The sequence below is a fragment of the Streptomyces sp. SID3212 genome (genome assembly GCF_009865405.1).
GTDB lineage: Bacteria > Actinomycetota > Actinomycetes > Streptomycetales > Streptomycetaceae > Streptomyces.
This window is the reverse complement of record NZ_WWJY01001052.1, coordinates 23706-45974: the sequence shown is the minus strand read 5'-3', so window position 1 is coordinate 45974 and position 22269 is coordinate 23706. Positions and strand designations below refer to the sequence as shown.

Annotated in this window: 19 protein-coding genes and 2 tRNA genes; 11 read left to right on the top strand and 10 right to left on the bottom strand. The window is 69.8% G+C overall.

The annotated features are described in order from the left end of the window. Nucleotides 1–673, top strand: a 673-nt coding sequence (locus tag GT042_RS31460) for a CPBP family intramembrane glutamic endopeptidase (RefSeq protein WP_161312089.1), incomplete at its 5' end; no start/stop codon positions are given. A 25-nt stretch (nucleotides 674–698) separates the two neighbouring features. Here the strand turns inward: GT042_RS31460 and GT042_RS31455 are convergent. Then, nucleotides 699–1268 (bottom strand): ester cyclase, encoded by a 570-nt coding sequence (locus GT042_RS31455; protein ID WP_161312088.1) that lies wholly within the window; start codon nucleotides 1266–1268, stop codon nucleotides 699–701. Nucleotides 1269–1381: 113 nt separating this feature from the next. Between GT042_RS31455 and GT042_RS31450 the strand changes: the two genes are divergently transcribed. After that, on the top strand, nucleotides 1382–2053 hold the full coding sequence (locus GT042_RS31450) for a TetR/AcrR family transcriptional regulator (RefSeq protein WP_161312087.1): 672 nt from the start codon (nucleotides 1382–1384) through the stop codon (nucleotides 2051–2053). Between the two features lie 14 nt (nucleotides 2054–2067). On the opposite strand, the gene GT042_RS31445 is transcribed toward GT042_RS31450, so the two are convergent. Then, complete coding sequence (locus tag GT042_RS31445; RefSeq protein WP_161312086.1) at nucleotides 2068–2490, bottom strand: MarR family transcriptional regulator; 423 nt, start codon at nucleotides 2488–2490, stop codon at nucleotides 2068–2070. A 230-nt stretch (nucleotides 2491–2720) separates the two neighbouring features. Here GT042_RS31445 and eno point away from each other — a divergent pair, with 230 nt between their 5' ends. Both eno and GT042_RS31435 read left to right on the top strand, forming a co-directional pair. Next, nucleotides 2721–4103 carry a phosphopyruvate hydratase gene (eno, locus tag GT042_RS31440; RefSeq protein ID WP_202534283.1) on the top strand — a complete coding sequence of 461 codons (1383 nt, stop codon included), beginning with the start codon at nucleotides 2721–2723 and terminating at the stop codon, nucleotides 4101–4103. 225 nt (nucleotides 4104–4328) lie between these two features. Continuing rightward, nucleotides 4329–5228 (top strand): peptidase, encoded by a 900-nt coding sequence (locus GT042_RS31435; RefSeq protein WP_161312085.1) that lies wholly within the window; start codon nucleotides 4329–4331, stop codon nucleotides 5226–5228. A gap of 87 nt (nucleotides 5229–5315) precedes the next feature. Here the strand turns inward: GT042_RS31435 and GT042_RS31430 are convergent, their stop codons facing one another. Then, nucleotides 5316–6284, bottom strand: coding sequence for an FG-GAP repeat protein (locus GT042_RS31430; RefSeq protein ID WP_237531382.1), 969 nt, complete (start codon nucleotides 6282–6284; stop codon nucleotides 5316–5318). A gap of 986 nt (nucleotides 6285–7270) precedes the next feature. On the opposite strand from GT042_RS31430, the gene GT042_RS31425 reads away from it, so the two are divergent. Next, nucleotides 7271–7750 (top strand): hypothetical protein, encoded by a 480-nt coding sequence (locus GT042_RS31425; protein WP_161312083.1) that lies wholly within the window; start codon nucleotides 7271–7273, stop codon nucleotides 7748–7750. Between the two features lie 251 nt (nucleotides 7751–8001). Here the strand turns inward: GT042_RS31425 and GT042_RS31420 are convergent. Both GT042_RS31420 and GT042_RS31415 read right to left on the bottom strand, forming a co-directional pair. Next, nucleotides 8002–8127, bottom strand: a tRNA-OTHER gene (locus tag GT042_RS31420). Nucleotides 8128–8491: 364 nt separating this feature from the next. Next, nucleotides 8492–9793 (bottom strand): ATP-binding protein, encoded by a 1302-nt coding sequence (locus GT042_RS31415; RefSeq protein ID WP_161312082.1) that lies wholly within the window; start codon nucleotides 9791–9793, stop codon nucleotides 8492–8494. A 699-nt stretch (nucleotides 9794–10492) separates the two neighbouring features. On the opposite strand from GT042_RS31415, the gene GT042_RS31410 reads away from it, so the two are divergent. Further along, nucleotides 10493–11134, top strand: coding sequence for a hypothetical protein (locus tag GT042_RS31410; protein WP_202534282.1), 642 nt, complete (start codon nucleotides 10493–10495; stop codon nucleotides 11132–11134). 136 nt (nucleotides 11135–11270) lie between these two features. Here the strand turns inward: GT042_RS31410 and GT042_RS31405 are convergent. Both GT042_RS31405 and GT042_RS31400 read right to left on the bottom strand, forming a co-directional pair. Next, nucleotides 11271–11360 (bottom strand) — tRNA-Ser (locus GT042_RS31405). A gap of 83 nt (nucleotides 11361–11443) precedes the next feature. Next, complete coding sequence (locus GT042_RS31400) at nucleotides 11444–12958, bottom strand: trypsin-like peptidase domain-containing protein (protein WP_161312081.1); 1515 nt, start codon at nucleotides 12956–12958, stop codon at nucleotides 11444–11446. Nucleotides 12959–13209: 251 nt separating this feature from the next. Here GT042_RS31400 and GT042_RS31395 point away from each other — a divergent pair, with 251 nt between their 5' ends. From GT042_RS31395 to GT042_RS31385, 3 genes are all read left to right on the top strand, one after another. Beyond that, complete coding sequence (locus GT042_RS31395) at nucleotides 13210–14046, top strand: glycerophosphodiester phosphodiesterase family protein (RefSeq protein WP_161312080.1); 837 nt, start codon at nucleotides 13210–13212, stop codon at nucleotides 14044–14046. 77 nt (nucleotides 14047–14123) lie between these two features. After that, complete coding sequence (locus GT042_RS31390) at nucleotides 14124–14750, top strand: ATP-binding protein (protein WP_161312079.1); 627 nt, start codon at nucleotides 14124–14126, stop codon at nucleotides 14748–14750. Nucleotides 14751–14978: 228 nt separating this feature from the next. After that, on the top strand, nucleotides 14979–15944 hold the full coding sequence (locus GT042_RS31385) for a DUF5926 family protein (RefSeq protein ID WP_161312078.1): 966 nt from the start codon (nucleotides 14979–14981) through the stop codon (nucleotides 15942–15944). A 268-nt stretch (nucleotides 15945–16212) separates the two neighbouring features. Here GT042_RS31385 and GT042_RS31380 read toward each other — a convergent pair whose 3' ends face one another. Both GT042_RS31380 and GT042_RS31375 read right to left on the bottom strand, forming a co-directional pair. After that, nucleotides 16213–16833: a hypothetical protein gene (locus GT042_RS31380; RefSeq protein ID WP_161312077.1), complete on the bottom strand. Its 621-nt coding sequence runs from the start codon at nucleotides 16831–16833 to the stop codon at nucleotides 16213–16215. Between the two features lie 243 nt (nucleotides 16834–17076). Further along, entirely contained in the window at nucleotides 17077–17760 is a 684-nt protein-coding gene (locus tag GT042_RS31375) for a bifunctional DNA primase/polymerase (protein ID WP_161312076.1), read from the bottom strand. A gap of 713 nt (nucleotides 17761–18473) precedes the next feature. Between GT042_RS31375 and GT042_RS31370 the strand changes: the two genes are divergently transcribed. Together GT042_RS31370 and GT042_RS31365 are read left to right on the top strand one after the other, a co-directional pair. Continuing rightward, a complete protein-coding gene (locus GT042_RS31370; protein ID WP_345943990.1) occupies nucleotides 18474–19967 on the top strand; it encodes a PP2C family protein-serine/threonine phosphatase in 1494 nt (497 codons plus the stop codon). A 107-nt stretch (nucleotides 19968–20074) separates the two neighbouring features. Then, complete coding sequence (locus GT042_RS31365) at nucleotides 20075–21547, top strand: aminopeptidase P family protein (protein WP_161312074.1); 1473 nt, start codon at nucleotides 20075–20077, stop codon at nucleotides 21545–21547. A 68-nt stretch (nucleotides 21548–21615) separates the two neighbouring features. On the opposite strand, the gene GT042_RS31360 is transcribed toward GT042_RS31365, so the two are convergent. Then, a complete protein-coding gene (locus GT042_RS31360; protein ID WP_161312073.1) occupies nucleotides 21616–22209 on the bottom strand; it encodes an ATP-binding protein in 594 nt (197 codons plus the stop codon). Between the last annotated feature and the right edge of the window lie 60 nt (nucleotides 22210–22269).

Here is a 22269-nt window from a genome sequence, read left to right as displayed (position 1 = left end):
CCGCCGCCGCGAGCCGGTGCCCGCGCGTGCGGTGCCGTACCGGCAGGGGGTACGGGTGTTCCTGGCGCTGCCCCTGCTGGCCCTGGCGTCGGCGAGCGTGGTGGTGGGCGCGCTGCTCGCGGACCTGCTGGGCGGTCCCGGGGTGAGCCTGACCGAGGGCAGGGAGCTGATCTCGACGATGGGCGGGGTGGTTCCGTTCTTCGTCAGCATGCTGATCGCGGGTCCGCTGGCCGAGGAGCCGGGCTGGCGCGGTACGGCGTACCCGCGGCTGCTCGCGTCGATGAGCCGGGTCCGGGCCGGTGTGCTGCTGGGCGCGGTGTGGGCGGTGTGGCATCTGCCGCTGTTCTTCATAGAGGGCACGGTGCAGGCCGAGTTGGGGCTGTTCAGCTGGAGCGGCCTGATGTTCTCGCTGAGCGTCGTCCCGGTGGCGCTGCTGACGGGTTACGCGTACGAACGTGCCGGAGTCGTCGCGTCCGTCGCGGTCCACCTCGGGTTCAACGCGACGATGGCCGTGCTGACGGTCGAGTCACCGGTGACGCAGGCGCTGGTCCTGGCGGTGCAGCTCGTCCTGGCGGCGACGCTGCTGGGGACGAGCCGGGAGGGACGCGGGGCGGGCCGGCCGGACCGACCGGTACGGGTCGAGGCCACGCCCGTACCCGCGCGCACCAACTGATTCGTCCCTCACGTCACGGTGGTCGTCACGACGTCACGACCCCCGAACGGAACGCCTCCGCGGCCCGGTCTGCCTGTTGGGAGACCGCGGCCGCGGCGCGCGTCGCCCGCCCGGAAAGGCGCCAGGCGACCATCCGCAGCCCCACGGCGGGGCTCGGCGGGAACACCCCGAGCTGACCGAGCATGGTGACGTCGTCCCGTACGGCCTCGTGGCTGACGACCTTGCCGTCACGGACGCCGAGCACGTGGACCTGCTCGAAGTCGATCTGCCGTCCGGTGGGAGGAATGGCCTGGTCGAGCGCGCCGTTCCGGAACCGTACGAACGGACCCGTGTGACGCCCCCGCATGCGCAGCCTGACCCACACCTGACCGTCGCTCTCGGCGACCCCCAGGACGGGAAAGCGCAGCTCACTGAACGCGTGGCGCATCCAGGCACTCGACGCGAGGGTCCCCGCCGGGCCGGGGATCGCGCAGGCGGACGGGGCGACGGCCGCCTCGCGGTTGTGGTTGTCGTCGGCGACGACGGTGGCGGCCAGGGAGGGGTCCCCGGTCTCCAGGATCCGGAAGAGCCCGTGGGCGAGTTCGTCGGCGTTCATCCGTGGTGCCACCTGTCTCTTGCTGCTTGCTGCTTGGTCGATGCTGCTTGCTCGATAGGCCTAAATTCAGGTTACAAGCCATCTAATGAATAGGCCAGCGATAGCATGACGCCATGACCGACAAGCGCCTGTACAGCTCCCCGCTCCGGAAGAAGGCCGCGGCCGAGACGCGCGAGCGGATCCTCGGGCAGGCGGTGGAACTGTTCGCTCGGCGCGGGTACGGACGCGTCACCGTCGCCGACATCGCCCAGGCGGCCGGTGTCGCCTCGAAGACCGTCTTCGCGAGCGTCGGGAGCAAGTCGAGCGCCCTGGACCAGATCGTGGACAAGGCGGTCGTGGACTCCGGCTACGAGGCGACGGTGACGTACCTCCTGGCGGTGACGACCCCGGAGGCCGTACTGAAGGCGCTGGCCCACGGGACCCGTACGGGCAACGAGGGCCAGTTCACGGTCCTGGAGGCCATCAGGGGGGCGCTCCCGGTGCACGAGGACAGCGAGGCCCTCTGGGCGCGCGCCACCGCCGCCTACCGCCGGGCGCTCGACGAGGCGGCCCAGCACCTGCGTGACCTGTCCCCCGCCGTCCGGGACACACCGCGCGAGGAGGTCGCCGACATGTTGTGGTTCTGGTTCGGCCCGACGAGCTGGCGCACGCTGGTCACGGAGTCCGGCTGGTCCTGGTCCCGGGCGGAGGAGTTCCTGTACCGCACTGCCGGAACCACACTCGGGGTCCTCCCGGCGGCGGACCGGCAACGCGCGGACGACCGCCAACGTGCGGAGGGCCGCTGACGCGCGGACGGCCGCTAACGCGCGGCGAGCCGCTCCAGGAGGGCGGCGCTGCGCGCCAGCAACACCCGCTCCTCGTCAGCGAGTTCGGACTCGATGGCCTGCGCGAGCCAGCCGGCCCTGCGCCCGCGCTCCGCCTCCAGGGCGGCCCGGCCCGCGTCCGACAGCTCGACCAGCGACTTGCGGCCGTCCGTGGGATGGGCGCGGCGCGTGATCAGGTTCTGGCCCATGAGCAGCCCCACCGCCCGGGCCATCGACTGGGGACGTACGCGCTGATCGGCGGCGAGGTCGCTGGTGGTCATGGCGCCGCTGCGGTCGAGCGCGCCGAGCACGGCGACCTGGCCGAGCGGGATGTGGTCCTCGTGTTTGACGCGCCGGGTCAACTTGCCCATCGCGGTGCGCAGTTCGGCGGCAATGGCGGCGGCTTCCGAGGTGGGCATAGGGCACTTTACCCCGTTGGCCAGCATTGCTGCATACCTGACCTGCACAGTAACACCGCACAGCAGAAATGAACAGCAAAACTGAACAGCCAAACTAAACAGCAGCACTAAACAGCCGAACTGAGCAGCAGAACTGACCAGCATTGCTGTACGGTTTGCTGTCGTCGGGCTCAGCGCCAGCGTCGTCGCAGCCGGGGCCACGGCACACACGACCACGGGAAGGGACTCCCATGTCCGCAAAGGCAGCCGCCACCGTCGACGCCAAGGTCCACACCGCCTCCACCCACACCGCCTCCACCCACACCGCCTCCACCCACACCGTCACCGCCCACCCCGTCACCATCCGCACCGTCACCGCCCGCCGGATCATCGACAGCCGGGGAAACCCCACGGTCGAGGTCGACGTCGTCCTGGCGGACGGTTCCCTCGGGCGCGCGGCCGTCCCCTCCGGCGCCTCCACCGGCGCCCGGGAGGCCGTGGAACTGCGCGACGGAGACCCCGCCCGCTGGCACGGCAAGGGCGTCGACCGCGCGGTGGCCCACGTCAACGGGGAGATCGCGGCGGCCGTACAGGGCCGGGACGCGGCGGACCAGGCAGGTCTCGACGCCGCGCTGATCGCCCTCGACGGCACCGCCACCAAGTCCCGGCTCGGCGCCAACGCGATCCTCGGCGTCTCCCTCGCCACCGCCAAGGCCGCCGCGGCGGCCCACCGCCAACCCCTGTACCGCTTCCTCGGCGGCGCCGGCGCGCACCTCCTGCCACTGCCGATGATGAACATCGTCAACGGCGGCGCCCACGCCGACAATCCGCTGGACTTCCAGGAATTCATGATCGTGCCCGTGGGCGCGGACACCTTCGCCGAAGCCGTCCGCATGGGCAGCGAGGTGTTCCACACCCTGCGCCGCGACCTGCTGGCCGCCGGGCACTCCACGGGCGTCGGCGACGAGGGCGGCTTCGCGCCGGCCCTCCGTACCGCCGAAGAAGCGCTCGACTTCGTGACGGCCGCCGTCGAGCGCAGCGGCTACCGCCCCGGCACGGACATCGGCCTGGTCATGGACCCGGCGTCGTCGGAGTTCTTCCACGACGGGGTCTACGACTACGCGGGCGAGGGGGTGCGCCGTACCCCCTCCGAGAACGTCGACTACCTGGTCGGACTCGTCGACGCCTACCCCATCGTCTCCATCGAGGACCCGATGGCGGAGAACGACCTGGACGGCTGGCGCGAGCTGACCGCCCGCGTCGGCGACCGCTGCCAGCTCACCGGCGACGACGTGTTCTGCACCGACGAGACGCTGCTGGGCGAGGGCATCCGTACCGGTGTCGGCAACTCGGTCCTGGTCAAGGTCAATCAGGTCGGGACCCTGACCGAGGCACTGGCGACGGTGGCCACGGCCCACCGGGCGGGCTGGACGGCCGTCATGTCGCACCGCTCGGGCGAGACGGAGGACACCACCATCGCGGATCTGGCGGTGGCGACGGGCTGCGGTCAGATCAAGACCGGCTCGCTCTCCCGCTCCGACCGTACGGCAAAGTACAACCAACTGATCCGGATCGAGGAGGAGTTGGGGGACGCGGCACGCTTCGCGGGCGGCTCAGCACTGCGCAGGGCGTGACGGCGGCTCGCGTGTGATCTGCGACCCGCCGTGACCTGCGACTCGCTGTGACCTGCGATCCGCTGTGACCTGCGACCCGCTGTGACCTGCTTCTGTCACAGATCACCGACAGCGCAACCGAAGGCCCCGGTCCGCCGGTCTTGCCGGACGAACACCCCACCGTTACTCACCGCACCGTCCGCCCGTGCCCGCTGTTGCCGCCGCACCGCCGAGGAGACACCCACCATGTCCGAGACCTCAACTTCCCTCATCCGGCGGCTTCGTGGCCGGGCCACGGGACTCGCCGTCGCCGGTACGGTCCTCGTCCTCGCCGCTCCCGCGTCGGTGACGGCCGCCGCTCCCGACCCGGTCTCCGTCCTCACGTACACCGTCAAGGAGCGCAAGGCGGCGGTCAGTTACTGGACAGCCGCGCGCATCAAGGCCGTAGGGAAGTCCGCGGACCTCGGTCCGACCGGGCCGAAGGCCAAACCGTACAAGGGCGTTGCCCTGAAGACGGTGGGCCGGCTCTTCTTCGTCAACGCGAACGGCGCCGACACGTGGTGCACGGCCACCGCCGTGAAGAGCGCCAACCGCTCGGCCGTGATGACCGCGGCCCACTGCGTGCGCCGGGGCTCCTCGCCCGGCAACACCAACACCGACATGGTCTTCGTCCCCGGTTACCACAAGGGCAAGAGGCCGTACGGTACGTTCGCGGTCCGCAGCGCCGCGACGCCGCGCACGTGGGTGTACGACTCCACGGACGACCTGTCCGCGCTGGTCGTGGACGCCGACAAGAACGGCCGCAAGCTCACCGACGTCGTGGGCGGCCAGGCCATCGCCTTCAACCGCCCCGTCGGCGGCACCATTTCAGCCCTCGGCTACTCGGCGACCCGTCCGCAGCTCGGCGAGGAACTCCTCCGGTGCGTCGGCACGGCGAAGAAGGCCGACGGCACGCAGGCCATCCCGTGCGACATGACCGGCGGCTCCAGCGGCGGCCCCTGGCTGGCCGGCTTCAGCACCACCACCGGCAAGGGCACCCTGGTCTCGGTCAACGCGTCCCTGGACTCGCTGACTCCGACGAAGATGTACGGGGAGATCTTCGGGGCCACGGCCAAGAAGGTGTACGACCGCGCCCAGAAGGCCTGACACACCAACTACGCGCACCCACGAACAGCCCGGAAGGGGTGCCCCCCCCACACCGGAGGCACCCCTTCCGCCCGCCGGAGTCGGCCACTACGGGGCGAGAGTCTCCCCGAACCGGGCGTCAGGAACGGGCGCGCTGAGCGTGGCGCCGTTGAAGGACCAGGACCCGCTGCCGACAGGCCCGTTGACCGTACCGGGGAAGACCCAGGCGGCGCCGTCGCCGGTGTCCTCGCCGGGCGCGGAGGCGACCAGCTCGGCCTTGCCGTCGCGGTTGGCGTCGATGAGCCGGAGGGCGCCCCCGAACCGGTCGCTGTCCTCGTTGTCACCGGGGACGGACGGCGTGCTCTGACTGAAGCTGGCCAGGCCTCTCGGGGTGAGCCCGTTGGCCGTACCGCGCATCACCCACACGGTGCCGGGGTCGGTGAGGCTGTTGATGTCGTTGGCGGGGGCGCTGATCGCGGCGTCGGCGTAGCCGTCGCCGTTGACGTCCCCCACGGTGACGGCACCGCCGAAACGATCACCGTTCGCGTCGTCGCCGGAGGCGCCGACGGTGGTCTGGTTCCAGTGCTGGGAGACGTCCTCACGGGTGTCCGGCCCGCTGGGCCCGCCGAGGAAGACGTCGACCGTACCGCCGTCGAGCAGCCATTCGTTGAGGTCGTCGCTGTCCGCGGGCGAGCCGAAGACGAGGTCGGCGTAGCCGTCGTTGTTGATGTCACCGGAGGCACCGACCGGACCGCCGAAAAGCCCTCTGCCGTACGTCAGCCCGTCGCGGCCACCGGGAAGGTAGCTGGCCCCGCCGACGGTGTACACGGGGTGGATACCTTCGTAGCTGGTGACGGTCCCGAGCAGCACCAGGTCGTCGGAGCCGCTGTTGTTGTAGTCGCCCGAGGTGAGGCCGGTGGGGGTGAACTCCTCCCTCCACTTCCAGTCCACGGGAACGGCCTCCGAGGTACGCCCGCCGCCGACCGCGCCCGCGAACACATAAGTCGACAGACGATTGGCGCTCAGCAGGGCGACCTCGATCCCGTCGCCCTTGAACCGACCGGTGGCCAACCCCATCCCGAACCGACCGCGCGCCGCCGGAACGTCGTCCTGAAGCCAGAGGGCCCCGTCGGCCCGAAGCCCGCCGGCGGACCCCCACAACACAACGGCGGCCCCCGCGTCCCCCATATCACCAACGTCCCGACCGGGCATACCGACAACAAGATCCGCAAAGCCGTCCCCGTCCAGATCCCCGGAGGCGGTGACCTGCCCAAACCCGTCGCCGGCCTGAACGACCCCCGGTATACCGGGGGTACTCAGACTGAACGTGGCCCGCCGCGAACCGGAGAGCCCACTCCCGCCCCCGTACAACACGGCGACATAACCGGCCCCTTTCTGCGCACTGACGGTCCCCCCGGGAGCGGAGACGACGAGGTCGGGATAACCGTCACCGTTGAAGTCGTCACGAACCGCCTCCACAGCGGCGGAAACGGCCCCGGCGGGAGACCCGGTAGCGGTGATCGTGGCCCCAACACCCAACAACAGAGCCGCCACAACCACCCCGGACCCCCGCCAATTCCGAACCCCGACACATCTGCCAGTTCCCCCAACAAAACGCGTACCACTCACGTCCTGGCTCCTGAATCTCAACATGGTCACCCCGGGCCCAAAGTCACGCCCCATAGCGAGGACCCGCCCCCCGCCGCCAAGAGGTTGGACCCCGCCCCCACCAAAAGGGTTGTGCCCCACAAGCGAATTGACCTACAAAACAGCCAACCCCGCCCCCGTCAACACTCAAATGAAGAACAACTGACAAACCCACGACACCCCAACGCTGGCCACCGCAGGGACACAACCCCTGTCAGAGTGCCGAACACCCCCGCCCGCGCCTCTGTCCAAATTCTGCGCGATTCTCGTCCTGATTTTCAGCGCATCAGCAGCGGCCGTGTACTGCTACGGCAGCCTCTCCGTCTGAGTCGGATTGGTCTTGGTCCCCGCTGAGCAGGAGATGCGCCTCTTCAAATGCCCATACCACGGCCTCCAGCGACGGTACGTTGTCAATCATGGCCACCCAGATCTTCACCTTGGTCAGCGTCCTCGTCGGCGCCCTGACTTCCTACTTCGCAACAACTGCGACTGAACGGGCCAATTTCCGAGGAGAGATGACCACGCGGTGGGACGAGCGGAAGCTTGACACATACATCGAATACTTGACCTGTACCAAAAGAATCCATAGGGCCGCCATGGCTGCCGGGCGGGCCCGCGACCAAGGAGGAGACACGGTCTACGCGTTGAACGAGATGGAGGAGAACGAGAACAGAAGATCGATCCTCTTCGAGACCTTTTTCCTGCTGAGCAACGAGAAGGCTGCCACTGCCGCTCACGCGGCCAATCAGCGGACGTGGGAGTTGCTAACCGCGGCCCAGATCCCCACCAGCGGCGTAGCCGAACTCCCTTCGATGCCCGTGGTGGAGGCGCTCAATGTCCTTCACGAGGCAGCGCGATCAGATCTGACAATATCGAGCAGCATCCCAGTCCGGTGAGGTCTGCGTAAACGCCGCAGCCCCCGACCGTATTCATGGTCAGGGGCCGCTATATCGAATGAGGGCCGGCGGGACCACTAGTCCGAACCGGCATCCGCAGAAAATTCGTTTTCGACATCCGGCCCTGTCAGAAATCTACCGCTACCCCTTCCGTGCCCGATCGAGCGGGAGCCAAGGGGACGGACGGCGGCCGGCGGGCGCCTGGCACGGCTACGGTCCCTGACCGTACTGCCTGGTCAGGGACCGTTCGCTGCGGTGGGTGTGGGATTTGAACCCACCGTGACATCGCTGCCACGACGGTTTCAAGACCGCTACGCCTTCAGCCTCAGCAGCGCCCTGAACTGCATCGGAGGCCGTCTCTCCGCGCCAACTACCGCAGCTGGCCCGCACATGGCCCATGGTCCCCCTGCGAGGCGCGCTCTCAGAACCAGTTGGCTGGATCGACTCTCGCTTCTACAGTGCAGCTGGGGGTCAGAAAGGTGCGTGTGACTTGCCGACCCCGTCCGACAGATGCGCCCGCCGTCTCCCATCGTCGACCGTGGTAGATCTCTTGCATCTAGCACAGCTGCGCCATCCCGACCTCTTCGTCCCGAAGCAACCTGGGTGGGCGTGCTGCCTTGGGCTGGCGTGCTTCTCAACTGCGTTGGTGCTCTGCGGGCGTCCGTACTTACTCGCCAGGGTTCGTCTGTATCGTCACGCAGTTAAACACTCACCTCAGACACAGCATCGTTAGAGGGGCAACTAAAATGGCTCAGGAACGGCGTTGGCGAGGGGAGGAAGCGTCGGATGCAGGTAGCGCCAGTCCAGTGCGATATTGCGCAGAGCCTCCGTGACGGCGCCCGGTAGATCGCCGATAGCTACGAGGTCCTCGCGGAGGAAATCGCTACCTCGACGAACATCGCCGCCCCCCGTCCTCTGACCGAGGGAGTCGAGGTTGAGTACGTGCAAGGGTGCGTGTTGCTTACCGGGGGCGACGTGCAACTCGATGGGCGGCGGGGGAAGGGCAGCGGTCCCGAGCAGGCCCTCCGCGAGGGTGGGTAGGGCATAGTGCACGAGACTGTGGACTGCTTCGTAGCAAGCCTGAACCCATAGATCACCCGCGACCAGCTGCCCCTTGGACCAGAAGAGCAAATCGAAGAAGACCTCAAGACTGTTGCCAGCACCGGCAATCGAGGCCGTGCACTCCATCCGTAGGGCCGGGTCCCTGAAGTGCAGGTCATGGCGAAGGGTGTGTCCTGCTTCGAGTCGGACAAACCCCGAGTGCCCACGCTCTGGATCGATGGCCCACCCAACAGGGACCTCCTGTGGGTCCACTTGCTGTGCAAGCGCTGCCATCCGCTGGCTGACCCCTTGCCATCCGTGAGTGTTTGACCCACCGAGTGCCTTGATCAGCGCGGCAACTGTCGTACCGTGCAACCTGGGCCGGACAGCGTTGGGTCGAAGGGGTCTCGAGGCGGCAGCGCGGATGACCAGGTCCGGAGGAGCGCCGCGATAGGCGTCTCGGTGCTCAATTCCACCATTGTCTGGTGCGAACCGCGGGTCGCTGGCGTAGTTGAGAACCGGAGCCTCGGCTGCCTGCTGGAACAGCACCTGTACCAGGCGCCGGTCCGCAATCTCATTGCGCCCATCAAGCCGGACCCTGACTGCCCCTTGGTGAAGCAGCGGCCGGGGCGCACCGTCAGGGTCAACCCGTACCACCAACAGAAGTTTGCCATCGACGGTGACCGGGATAACGTCGGGTGTCCACCAGGGCGGGTCGAGCGTCGTGGCCATCTTGCTGACCAATCGATCCTTGTCTATTGGCTTTACACCGACCAGGTCACCCGGAAGGTTTTTGTCTTTGATGTGTGCGTCGACACCGATGAGGACTACGCCACCGTGAGTGTTGGCCATCGCAGCAACGGTGTCCGTTGCAGCTTCGATATTGCGCTTGTAGTCGATGGTGAAGCTCTCCTGCAACTCCAAAGACAAAAAGCCTCGGACCATGTCAGCATCGATCGCTTCGGCAGTGGCGCTGAAAAGGGGATGAGCAAGGTTTGGCATGCCCCTCAGGATGCCCGACGCGTTGCTCGTACCGCACGCTGATTCTGGTGCTCTATCAGCACACAGGACACTCTTCTTGCCCTGAGTCTTGTCGGGGATCTTGGGGAGCTGGGTTTTCGCTGCTCAAGGGCGGTGGGCTCGTGCGCCTGGTGGTCGTCGTGGTCGTCCTTGGGCATTGTCGAGCGACCTCGAACGGCCCTGAGACGGCCCCGCCAACACAGTCACAAGCGTCGGCCTATCGCGTTTCGCAGCGCCTCGAACCAACTCATGAAGCACCATCGCAGCCACCACAGCTGGCCTCTCCGCCTGCCTGGCGGTTCTGGACGCGCCGGCATGCGCGGAGGCCGGGGAGGCGTAGAGACACGTGGGCTTCGGCTTCGTTGGCCTCCACCATCGTGCAGATGGCAGTAGCCCTTCCATCCGGCCGGGTTGCCGCACGCTCGTCCCTGCCGTGTCACGCCAGCGCAACGCCCCATGACCGGAGTCTGGCAGAGCCCGCGCGGGGAGGGGGCGATTGGGGCAACTACCCACGAGAACTACGGAGTCCAACCTACGGACACATCAGCTTGGGGAGCTGCGGGCATTTGGGGCTGGTTTTGCGCTGACCTGGGCCGGACGGTCGGGGTGTGGTCCCGTCGAGCCTGGCCGTCTGACGAGGTCGACTTCCGTTGGGTGCCCGGACCTCGGCTCGCTCGGGCCGTGCTCGGTGCCGTAGCCGCTCAAGGGCCACGCGGTGAACATCTGGAAGCCTTCTACGGGGCTGTCTACTACCTGGCCACGCGTCCGGGTGAGGCCGCGACGCTGCGGGAGTCGGACTTCGTCTTGCCGCCGGAGAGCGAGCCGGAGGCGTGGGGCGAGGTGCTGGTGTCGGAGAGCCATCCCGAGGTGGGGAGCGGCTGGACGGACAGCGGGAAGTCGCACGACGAGCGGGGCCTGAAGCACCCGGCGCGTAAGGCGGTACGAGCCGTCCCGGTCCCGCCGGTATATGTGCGCATGGTCCGGTCCCACATCGCGCGCTTTGGCGTGGGGCCCGGCGGCCGGTTGTTCAGGGCGGCACGCGGCGGCCGTATCGCGTCGACCGAGTACTCCGAGGTCTGGAGTGAGGCGCGGACGGCGGTGCTCAGCGAACAGGAGCTCAAGACCGCGCTGGCCGAGGTTCCGTACTCCCTCCGGCATGCAGCCATCTCGCTGTGGATCAAATCGGGGATGGATCCGGTGGAGGCCGCCTACCGTGCCGGCCACAGTCTCGCGGTGCTCTACCGGTTCTACGCCAAGCTCCTCAAGGGAGGATCAGCCGCGGCGAACCTCCTCGTTGAGCAGGGACTTCGGGCGGATGAGTAGGGGCGACCCTGGCCCGCACATGGCCCACACGCCCTGGTCGGTACCGGGAAACAGGGGCATCGGGTGAGACAGGGTGAACACAGAGGGCGGGTCCCCGAAACGGGGACTCGCCCTCTGAGCTGCTGCTTCTCTGACCTGGCGGTGGGTGTGGGATTTGAACCCACGGTGACATCGCTGCCACGACGGTTTTCAAGACCGTTCCCTTAGGCCGCTCGGGCAACCCACCTCTGCTCCGGGAGTGTTGCTCGGGAGCGGGGACAGCTTACCGGCCGGGGGACGGGGAGGGGGCGGGGTGGGGGTGTCGGGAGGTCAGCTTTCGCCCTTGCGTTCGCCCAGGGTTACCTGGACCGTGGACTCCTTGCCCGCGCGCTTGTACGTCAGGGTGACCTTGTCGCCCGGCTTGTGGGTCCAGATCTCGCTGATCAGGGTCGGGCCGCTGTCGATCGGGGTGTCGTTGAACTTGGTGATGACGTCGCCCGCCTTCAGGCCCGCCTTGGCCGCCGGGCCGTCGGGGGTGACCGCCGGGGTGCCGCCCTGGCCGTCCGCCGAGATCGTGGCGCCGCTGCCGCCCTCCGTCATCGTGACGGTGGCGCCGATGACCGGGTAGACCGGGGTGCCGGTCTTGATGAGCTGCTCGGCGACGTTCTTCGCCTGGTTGATCGGGATGGCGAAACCGAGGCCGATGGAGCCCGCCTGGCCCTGGCCCGTACCGCCGCTGCCCGAGGGCTGGATCGCGGAGTTCATGCCGATGACCGCGCCGCCGGCGTCCAGCAGGGGGCCGCCGGAGTTGCCCGGGTTGATGGACGCGTCGGTCTGGAGGGCGCTCATGTACGAGTTGCTGCTGCCGGTGCCGTCGCCCGAGGCGACCGGGCGGTTCTTGGCGCTGATGATGCCGGTGGTGACGGTGTTGGAGAGGCCGAAGGGGGCGCCGATCGCGATCGTGGAGTCGCCGACGGCGACCGCGTCCGAGTCGGCGAGCGGGAGCGGGTTCAGGCCCGAGGGGGCGTTCTTGAGCTTCACCACGGCCACGTCGTAGCCCTCGGCGCGGCCGACGACTTCGGCGGTGTACTTCTTGCCGTTCGAGAACGTCGCCGTGAGGTCGCCACCCTCCGCCGCGGACGCCACCACGTGGTTGTTGGTCAGGATGTGCCCCTGCTTGTCGTAGATGAAGCCGGTGCCCGTACCGCCCTCGCCGTCGCCGCCCTTGGCCTCGATGGTCACCACGCTCGGCAGCGACTTGCCGGCCACCGCCGCGACCGTGTCCGCCGCGCGGGCGAAGTCCTTCGGCGCGTCCGCTGCCGAGACCGTCGTCGAGCCGGCCCCGTCATCGTCGTTCTTCGCGATCTGGTAGCCGAGACCGCCCCCGAGGCCGCCCGCGACCAGCGCGACCACGGCCATGGCCGCCACGAACAGACCCAGGCGCTTGCCGCCGGGCCTGGACCGCGGCTGCTCCGGGCTGCCCCACTCGGGGCCGTCGCCGCCGCTTCCGTACGAGCCACCGCCTCCGTAGGAAGGGAGCACCGGCGGGGGCGGCGGCCAGGAGGCGCCCACCACGGGCTGCGCCGATGTCGGAGCGTCCGCCGGAGCCCCGGGAGCGCCCGCGGGCGCGTGGGAGGGGGGAGAGGCGGGAGAGGGGGGAGGGGTGTGCCCCGGCGGCGGGTAGCTCCCGGCGGGGGGAGGCGTCTGCCCCGGCGGCGGGTAGTCGCCGGCCGGAGCCGGTGTGGACGCCGGTGCGGACGCGGGCGTGCCCTCAGGAGCGGCATCCGGCACGGGAGGTACGGACGGGGCGCCTGAGGCCCCAGTGCCCTCGTTCTCGGTGCTCACAGCTCGTTCTCCTCGGTTCCACATCAGTCGTCGGCAAGGTCATCGGCAGGGTCGTCGGCCAGAATTCCGTACGGTTCGCACGCAAGTTTCTGCGCACAGCTTTTCCCACAGCACGTCAGGCCACTGTAAGCAGGAGCTGTGCGTCGTACCATCATTCTTTATTACGGACAAAACGCCTGCACCTCTGACCGACCGGCCGCAGCACTCCCGCCGGTCACCCGCCTACCCCGGCACGATGGCACCATGACGCGGTGACCCAAGCCCGCCACCACAGTATTCAGGTCGTCGCACACCGCGGAGCCTCGGAGGACGCCCCCGAGCACACCCTCGCCGCGTACACCAAGGCCATCGAGGACGGCGCCGACGCCTTGGAGTGCGATGTACGGCTCACCGCCGACGGCCATCTCGTCTGCGTCCACGACCGTCGCGTGAACCGTACGTCCAACGGACGCGGCGCCGTCTCCGCCCTGGAGCTCGCCGATCTCGCCGCGCTCGACTTCGGCTCCTGGCGGGACAGCGAGGAGAGCCCGGACTGGCGGGACCGCGAGTTCACCTCCGTACTGACGCTGGAGCGGCTCCTCGAACTGGTCGCGGACGCCGGTCGCCCCGTCCAGCTGGCCATCGAGACGAAGCACCCCACCCGCTGGGCCGGTCAGGTGGAGGAGCGGCTGCTCGAACTGCTGCGGCGCTTCGGGCTGGACCGTCCCACCCCGGGACCGGACGGGGCGGTGCGGAGCGGGGAGAAGCCCCACGAGTCCGCCGTACGGATCATGAGCTTCTCCGCGCGCTCGCTCCACCGGATCGCCTCCGCCGCCCCCCAGCTGCCGACCGTCTACCTGATGCAGTTCGTCTCCCCCCGGCTGCGCGACGGGCGGCTGCCGGCCGGATCGCGGATCGCGGGTCCCGGCATGCGGATCGTCCGCAACCACCCCGGTTACATCGCCCGCCTGCACAGAGCGGGCCACCGTGTCCACGTCTGGACGGTGAATGAGCCGGAAGACGTCGACCTGTGTGTACGCCTCGGAGTCGAGGCAATCATCACCAACCGGCCCAAACAGGTCCTGTCCCAGTTGGGCCGCCCTGTCTGAGATCTTCCGAGATCTCCAGGCGCGTTCGCCGCCCGGGGAGTGCACCGGCGCGCTCGAACTGTGTTCGAGAGTCATGAGTGCGTCAACGGCTCTCCTGTGGCCGGTTTCCGGTCCAGGCCAATGGGGCATTCACATCGTGGCGTGGGGCTAAGGAGGTCTCGGGGGTGACGGTTTTGGTGGCACAAGAGGCGCCCACGTCGTCCAGCATGGCCGTACCCCACGGTCCTGCGGGCGTAGGGGCGGCACGACGCCGGATGCGTGAGCAGTTGAGGCGCGGCGGGATGTCGGACGCAGTGGTGGACGACGCGGTTCTGATCCTTTCCGAGCTGCTCAGCAACGCCTGCCGGCACGGCAGGCCGCTGGGGCGTACGGACATCGGCGACGGGGACATCCGGGCGGCCTGGCACGTCGACAAGGCGGGCCGGCTGACGGTCGAGGTGACGGACGGGGGCGGTCCCACCCGGCCCGTCCCGGCGACACCGTCGGTGACGGCGCGCGGCGGGCGCGGGCTCAACATCATCAGTGCGCTGGCGCAGGACTGGGGTGTACGGGACAGCGCGTCCGGTGAGGTGACGGTGTGGGTGCTCGTCACCGAAGGACACCGCCGCGATGATTTCGCTACGCGCGTCACTGGCCCCGGGATGGACGTCGGGCTCGACGTCGGCGATCTGGGTTTCGCGGACGCCTTCGACGAGTTGGGCTGAGGGCAGGTCCGGGCGTCCGTGCATGCGGGCGCCCAGGCGTACGGGCGTCCGTGCATCGGGGTGTTCAGGCGTCCGGCCGACCTGGCCGGGGCCCCGGTGGGGCGTGGCGGGAAGCGTGCGGTGGGCGCCGCGTCCGTTCGTACACCCGTACGGAGGACCCACTCCCCCGGCCGGTACGGCTAGGCTCGCGCCGACACCGCACCGCCGCTACCGGGAGAAAGCCTCACCATGGCCAAGAAGCGCCCCCAGACCAAGGCCAGCACGGCGCAGCTCAAGGACGGACCGGTCCCGGTGGTGGGGGCCCGCGAGCCCTGCCCGTGCGGTTCCGGCCGCCGCTACAAGGCCTGCCACGGCCGCTCCGCCGCGCACGCCGTGACCGAGCTGGTGCAGCGCCCCTTCGAGGGCCTGGCCGGTGAGTGCGACTGGGTCGCGCTGCGCGAGCTGGTGCCCGCCGCGACCGTCGAACTGACCCTCAGGGGCGGGCTGCCCGAGGGTGTGCCGTCCGTGACGCTCGCGACCGTCCTGCCGATGGCCTGGCCGGCGCTGCGCCGCGACGACGGATCCGTTCTGCTCGCGCTCCAGAACGACACCTCGTCCGGCGATCTCAGCCGCGACCTCGCCGACACACTCCGGCGTGCGCTGACCGCCGAGCCCGGTTCGCCCGTCGCCTCCGAGCGGGCGCCCGCCGACGGACCGCGCCTCCAGGACCTCCTGGACCCCGAGGCGGACTTCCGCCCGGTGGTGCACCCAGGCTTCGAGTTCTGGGTGCCGGACGCGGAGAACGCCGCCGCCGAGGTGACCGCTTCCCTGGAACGCGCCAACGAGGCCGCGATCCCGACCGTCCTGCTGGCGCACTCGGACGCCGCGTACTGGTGCGAGACGCCCACCAAGAACCACCTGCGCTGGGTCATGCCCTACCCCGAGGAGAAGCTTCTCGACGCGCTGGCCCGGCTGCACGCGGCCGGGACGTCGGGCCTCGGCGAGGGGACCCGGCTGGTGGGCTCCTTCCGGGCGCACGGGCTGACCGTGCCGGTCTGGGACCTGCCGAGCACGATGGGCGCGGAGGAGTGCGAGAAGCCCGCGACGGAGTTCGCGGAGCGGCTGGCCGTGGCGCTCGCGGCCGACACGCCGCTGAGCGGGGACGAGCGCCGGGCGCGCGGCGGGCTCACCAACCGCCAGGTGACGCTCAGCTGAGGGTGACGCTGTCGACAGCGGTACGGCGACACCGGTACGCCGACACCGGACGACACCATTCGCCGTCTCCGTACCACCGTCGCGGTGTTTTCCCCGGGGGCGGTGACACCTGTCACATCCTCCCTACCGGCAGGTAATTCATTGTCCGAATACACCGGATCGAATTTGCTAACCGCCGATCTCTTGTTACGGTTCTAGAAGCCCGGTCGCTGGTGCATCCCCCGTCGCCAGCGGCCGGGCGTTCGCGTGACCGGACCGGGTCGTTCGCTCAACGGCCCCCGGGGCCCGGGGAGTTGCTCCCCGACCGCAGCAACAGCGGCGCGTCGTCCGCGCTCTGCCCGTCCTCCGCCCCACCCTCCGCCGCAGCCGCGAACTCCGCCATCGCCAGATACCGCGAGGCCTCTCCCAGGGACGGTTCACGAGGGGTTTCACAGGTGGCCGGCTCGTCCTCCGCCGCCACCGCGCAATACGTCTGTACGGTCCGTGCGCCGGGGCCCATGAGGCTCAGTACGGCACTCAGTTCACGCCCCGTCGCGTTGCGGTAGTACGTACGCGCCCAGGTGTCGCGCCCCCCGCTGAGGACACACGACTGGGCCTCGATCCCCTCGGGGGAGGCGACTTCGGGGCCGCACCGCTCAGCCGTACGGACCGCCGCACCGCCTCCCGCGACCGGCCGGTCACCCGCCGCCGGAGACCCATCGATTCCGGTCAGATGTGAAGCCGGAAGCGGCAGCGGCAACGGCAACGGGAGGGGAACCGAGGGCGCGGCCGACGGGGCGAGAGAACGCGGGAGGGGCGCCGGACCGGAAGCGGGTCCCGCTGAGGCGGCGAACGGCAGCAGTGCGGTGCACACCACCACAGCCGTGAGCCCGATCGCGCGCAGATTCATGGGGGCCACCTGCCGGTGCGGGGAAATTCCTGACGGTCGGGCGAAAGATATCGGCGAAATGGGCCGTCCGGCCGCACCGCGCGCCCAATTCCCCACTTCTCGGGCCCGCTCACACCCGTACGAGTGACATACGAGTGACAACAGAGGTGAGAGCGGCACGGCAGCGCCGTACCGCTCTCGGTTCTCACCTCTCGGCGCCCTCTCGGCGCTCACCTTCGGCGCTCGCCTCGCGGCGCTCACCTCTCAGTACGCGAGCCTGCTCCCGCCGTCCGGCGCGCTCGTGCTCGCCTCGACCAGCGCGTCCACGACCGCCTCCACGTCCGGCAGCCACGGCGCCGCCGAGCCGGGCAGCGGGGCCCGCTCCCAGCGGACCTGTCCGCCGGCCGCCTCGGACGGGGGCAGCATGAGATAGCCGCCCGAGCCGTGGAAGCGAAGCGAACTGGGCACCCAGTCCTTCGTGTAGAGCAGCTCGCCGAGCTGTTCGAGGGTGTACGGGGAAACCAGCAGCGACCAGCGCGTGGGCGTTGCCACGACCGGGCCGAGGCGCATGCCCATCCGGTCGAGCTCCGCCAGGGCGCGCGCACCGGCGACGGCCGGCAGGCTCACCGCGCACGGCGCGCTGTCGCCGGTGGCCAGCACGATCGGAGCCGTCGGGCGGTTGCCCCACCACCAGCACACCATGCGCGCGTCGGTGGTGGCCGCCAGCAGTCCTGGATCGAAGGGGTGTGCGCCCGGTACGGCGCAATCGGGGTCGGGGCAGGCGCAGCCGTAACCGCGTGTCCCGCGTGCGCCGGCCGCCGTCAGGCCGGCGCCCGGCAGGACGGGCCATCTCCACGAGGAGGCGTAGGTGAGGGCCGCGTCGAGCTGGGCGGGCCTCCCCCTACGCCGGAACCGGAGCCTGCGTCGCCTTCCGAGGATCTCGCGCATGAGCGCTCGTTCCTTTCCGTTGAACGCCGAGGTCCACATGACACTGACACCATGTGTGTGCATCATTTCGCTGTGCGTACATCCGCTGTGCGTTCGACGCTTCGTTCGCGCTGTGCCGCGCCGCACCCGGGGGCACGGACAGGCGTTCCAGGCCTGCGGCGCATGACGCCGCCTCGGGGCCGGGCACGACCTGTCGGGCCCGCGGGCTGTCCTCTTTGAAAGTGTGGCGAGGGGTGGCGTGCGCATGGCGCTTGCTCTCCCGCTGTACTCCGTACTTTCCTCGCCACTCCGAGGGGATGGGGTGCGCGGCCTACGGCGGACAAGACGCCCGGGCCTGCTGCCAGGTTCCGGGGCGGTCCCAACTGCCCCTGTCCGTCACCGTTTACGTACCCATCACGTTCGGAATGACGCTCCACCCGGACCGTAGGTGAACTCAGCCCCGGCAGATCCCCCAGGTTGAACTCACTCAGTCGATCGCAAAACCTGATCAGGGGGGTCATTTTTTCGCCAAGTTCAGGCTGGTCGAGTTAGCCGCCGCCCCACCAGGGCAATGCTGGACATTGCCCCACTTGTGGGAGTAGATGTGAATCCATGGAGTGGATGCATGGATAGCCGCGCAGAATGACGTGGGGGTTTGCGATGCTATTGCACGGAACGCGCCGAGCGTACCGGCCGGTGAGCCGGTTGCCATGAGCGCTCCGAACCTGCCGAAAGTGGCTGGAATCGATCCACCAGCTTCCGCCCCCGCGCAGACTGCCGCACCACTCGACGACCTCACACCCCCGCCGGGGCTGCTGCTCCAGGACCGGCTGGCCGGATGGGTGTCCGATCTCACCACCCTGCACGAGCTGATCGAGCGCCTGGCCGGCACCGGATCCCTGGACGACGCGCTGAACGAGGTCCTGCGCGCGGGGGCCGCCCTCGTGGGCGCCCGGCGCGGTCTTGTCGTGTGCGAACCGGGCGACGGCCTCGGCCCGGTCACCACGCTCGGCCTGGGGCTGGCCCACGCCGAGCTGGGGCATCTGGAGACGGTGCCGCGCCGGGCCACGTCGTACGGGCGCCTCCTGGACTGTTCCGCCGGCCGCGCCGAACCCGTCGCCGTGCCCGACCTGCTCGGCGACACGGAGCTGGATCCGCGCCAGCGCGAGGTGGCGGCGCGGCTGGGGTACGGGGCGAGTTACGCCGTACCGCTCGCGACGGCGGGCGCGGCGGACCTGGATACGCCGGGCAGGAACGCGGCGGACGTGAACACGCAGGACCTGTACACGGCGGGCACGAACACGGCGGACGTGAACACGTCGGACCCGAAGAAGCTCGGTGCCGTCGTCTGGTTCTACGACGAACCCGCCGAACCGGTCGAACGGCAACGCCATCTGGTGGGCCTCTACGCCCGGTACGCGAGTGAGCACCTCGCCCTTCTCCTGGAGCTGGAGCGCGCCCGCGCCCGTACGGCCACCCTCACCGGGGAACTGCTGCCCGGCCGGCTGCCCCGCGTCCCCGGCGTCCGGCTCGCGGCGCGCCACCGCACGGGGCCGTACGGCGGCGGTGACTGGTACGACGCCCTGGCCCTGCCCGAGGGCGCGGTGGGTCTGGCCGTCGGGTCGGTGAGCGGCTCCGGGCCGGGCGCGGTGGCCGCGATGGGGCGGCTGCGGGCCTCCCTGCGGGCGTACGCCGTGCTGGAGGGCGAGGACCCCGTCGCCGTACTGTCCGATCTGGAGCTGCTGTTGCGGCTCACCGAGCCTGCCCGTACGGCCACCGCGCTCTTCGCGTACGCCGAACCCGCCCACGGGTCGGTCGTGCTCGCCGGGGCCGGGCACGCCCCGCCGCTGATCGTGGGGGCGGGGCGCACCGAGTTCGTCGAGACGTCCCTGTCCGCGCCGCTGGGGATGCTGGCGTGCTGGGAGGCGCCGAGTGTGGAGGTTTTCCCGGAGCCAGGAGAAACGGTGCTGCTGTACACCGACGGGCTGCTGCGGCGTACCGGCGAGCCCATGGACCGGGCCTTCGCGCGCCTGCACGCGGCGGCGGCGAGTGTGCCGGAGGCGGCCAGGGACGATCCGGGGGCGGTCGCGGACCACGTCCTGCGGGCGGTGCTGCCGGGGGAGGTTGCGGGGGCGGCGGCAGGAACAGCGGCAGGGGCAGCGGCGGGGGTGACCGGCCGGGGCGGATCCGCCGACGACGTCGTGATGCTCGCGGTCCGTTTCGACTGATTGCTCACAAGCCCGTCACATCGACCTGGACCCTCTTTCCTTCGCACATACGATGGAAGGACGGTCCAGAGTCGTATGAAGAGTCGTACTCGAGTCGAGGAGAAGACGTGGCTGAGGAGCTCCCCCTGGAGACCCCGGAAGCGGAAGAGAAGCCGATCAAACAGCGGAAGAACGGTCTGTACTCCGGCGTGTCCGACGAGCTCGCGGAAAACATGAAGTCCGGCTGGGCCGACACCGAGCTGCACGGCCTGGAGCCGATCGCGCAGGCGTCCCACACGGCCGCGCGCCGCGCCGCGCTCTCCGCGCGCTTCCCCGGTGAGCGCCTGGTGATCCCGGCGGGCAACCTCAGGACGCGGTCGAACGACACCGAGTACCCCTTCCGCGCCGGTACCGAGTACACGTACCTCACCGGCGACCGGACGCACGACGGCGTCCTCGTCCTGGAACCGCGGAAGAACGGCGCCCAGGACGACGGCCACGACGCGGCGCTCTACCTGCTCCCGCGCTCCGACCGGGAGAACGGCGAGTTCTGGCTGGACGGCCAGGGCGAGTTGTGGGTCGGCCGCCGGCACTCCCTCGCCGAGTCGGAGCAGCTGCTGGGCCTGCCCGCGAAGGACGTACGCGAAGTGACCGCGACACTCGCGGAGGCCACCGGGCCCGTGCGGGTCGTGCGCGGTCACGACGCCTCGGTGGAGGCGGCGCTGACCGACAAGGTCACGGCGGAGCGCGACGAGGAGCTGCGGGTCCATCTCTCCGAGGCGCGCGCGGTGAAGGACGAGTTCGAGATCGGTGAGCTCCAGAAGGCCGTCGACTCGACCGTGCGCGGCTTCGAGGACGTCGTGAAGGTCCTCGACAAGGCCGAGGCGACGAGCGAGCGCTACCTGGAGGGAACGTTCTTCCTGCGCGCCCGGGTCGAGGGCAACGACATCGGCTACGGCTCGATCTGCGCCGCCGGACCGCACGCCACGACCCTGCACTGGGTGCGCAATGACGGAGCCGTACGCTCCGGCGACCTGCTCCTCCTCGACGCCGGCGTGGAGACGCACACCCTCTACACCGCCGATGTCACCCGTACGCTGCCGATCAGCGGCCGCTACAGCGCGATCCAGCGGAAGATCTACGACGCGGTGTACGAGTCCCAGGAGGCCGGGATCGCGGCGGTCAGGCCGGGCGCCAAGTACCACGACTTTCATGACGCCTCGCAGCGCGTGCTCGCCGAGAAGCTCGTCGAATGGGGGCTGTTGGAGGGGCCGGTGGAGAAGGTCCTGGAGCTGGGGCTCCAGCGTCGCTGGACCCTGCACGGCACCGGCCACATGCTCGGCCTGGACGTCCACGACTGCGCGGCCGCGCGCCGCGAGGCGTACGCCGACGGGACGCTGGAGCCGGGGATGTGCCTCACCGTCGAGCCGGGGCTGTACTTCCAGGCGGACGACACGACGGTGCCGGAGGAGTACCGGGGGATCGGGGTCAGGATCGAGGACGACCTCGTCGTGACGGAGGACGGGAACCGGAACCTGTCCGCGGGACTGCCGCGCCAGGCCGACGAGGTCGAGGCGTGGATGGCGGCGCTGAAGAACTAGGCGCCGGGCAGGTACGTGAAGGTACGTGGAGACACGTACCGGAACCAGGAGGGCGTCCTGCTCCGTGCTCACATGGCGCGGAGCAGGGCGCCCTCCCGCCACTTGAGGATCTTGTCGAAGCTGACCACCGCGCCGCGCCCCGGCCGGTTGCGGAAGTGCACGTGGTCGGCCAGCTGCTCGATCAGACACAGACCCCGGCCGCTCTCGGCGGTCAGGGCGGGGGCCGGGGCCACCGGTACGGTCACCGTCACCCCGGCCGGCACGGCGGCGGGGACGGGGCCGGGAACGGGGCCGGCAGAGGCGGTGGAGGTCGCGGACGCCGTTGAGGTCGTGGTCGCCGTTGAGGTTGTGACCCCGCCGACCTGGGTGGTACGGCGCACCATCCGCCGCGCGGGGAAACCCGGACCCGAATCCGCCACCTCGATACGGCACTTCTCGCCGTCCAGATAGGCCGTCACCTGGTACGCCCCCGGCGCCTCGCCGGGCCCCTCGCCGCCCCCGTGCTCCACGGCGTTGGCGCAGGCCTCGCTGAGCGCGACGGACAGGTCGAAGGAGACGTCCGGGTCGACGCCCGCGGTCTCCATCGTGCCGAGGAACAGGCGCCGGGCCAGCGGGACGCTCGCGGCTTCGCGCCGCAGGTGCAGAGACCACCAGATGCTCATGCTCCAGCCTCCCGGCCACGGCTCGACATACCGATACGTATTGCCCCTCTCTGCGTGCCG

Excerpts from the sequence above, each read along its gene's own strand:
- GT042_RS31455 (WP_161312088.1), bottom strand. The coding sequence starts at position 1,268 with ATGAACGCCGACGAACTCGCCCACGGGCTCTTCCGGATCCTGGAGACC.
- GT042_RS31450 (WP_161312087.1), top strand. The coding sequence starts at position 1,382 with ATGACCGACAAGCGCCTGTACAGCTCCCCGCTCCGGAAGAAGGCCGCG.
- GT042_RS31445 (WP_161312086.1), bottom strand. The coding sequence starts at position 2,490 with ATGCCCACCTCGGAAGCCGCCGCCATTGCCGCCGAACTGCGCACCGCG.
- eno (WP_202534283.1), top strand. The coding sequence starts at position 2,721 with ATGTCCGCAAAGGCAGCCGCCACCGTCGACGCCAAGGTCCACACCGCC.
- GT042_RS31435 (WP_161312085.1), top strand. The coding sequence starts at position 4,329 with ATGTCCGAGACCTCAACTTCCCTCATCCGGCGGCTTCGTGGCCGGGCC.
- GT042_RS31430 (WP_237531382.1), bottom strand. The coding sequence starts at position 6,284 with ATGGGGTTGGCCACCGGTCGGTTCAAGGGCGACGGGATCGAGGTCGCC.
- GT042_RS31425 (WP_161312083.1), top strand. The coding sequence starts at position 7,271 with ATGGCCACCCAGATCTTCACCTTGGTCAGCGTCCTCGTCGGCGCCCTG.
- GT042_RS31415 (WP_161312082.1), bottom strand. The coding sequence starts at position 9,793 with ATGCCAAACCTTGCTCATCCCCTTTTCAGCGCCACTGCCGAAGCGATC.
- GT042_RS31385 (WP_161312078.1), top strand. The coding sequence starts at position 14,979 with ATGGCCAAGAAGCGCCCCCAGACCAAGGCCAGCACGGCGCAGCTCAAG.
- GT042_RS31380 (WP_161312077.1), bottom strand. The coding sequence starts at position 16,833 with ATGAATCTGCGCGCGATCGGGCTCACGGCTGTGGTGGTGTGCACCGCA.
- GT042_RS31375 (WP_161312076.1), bottom strand. The coding sequence starts at position 17,760 with ATGCGCGAGATCCTCGGAAGGCGACGCAGGCTCCGGTTCCGGCGTAGG.
- GT042_RS31360 (WP_161312073.1), bottom strand. The coding sequence starts at position 22,209 with ATGAGCATCTGGTGGTCTCTGCACCTGCGGCGCGAAGCCGCGAGCGTC.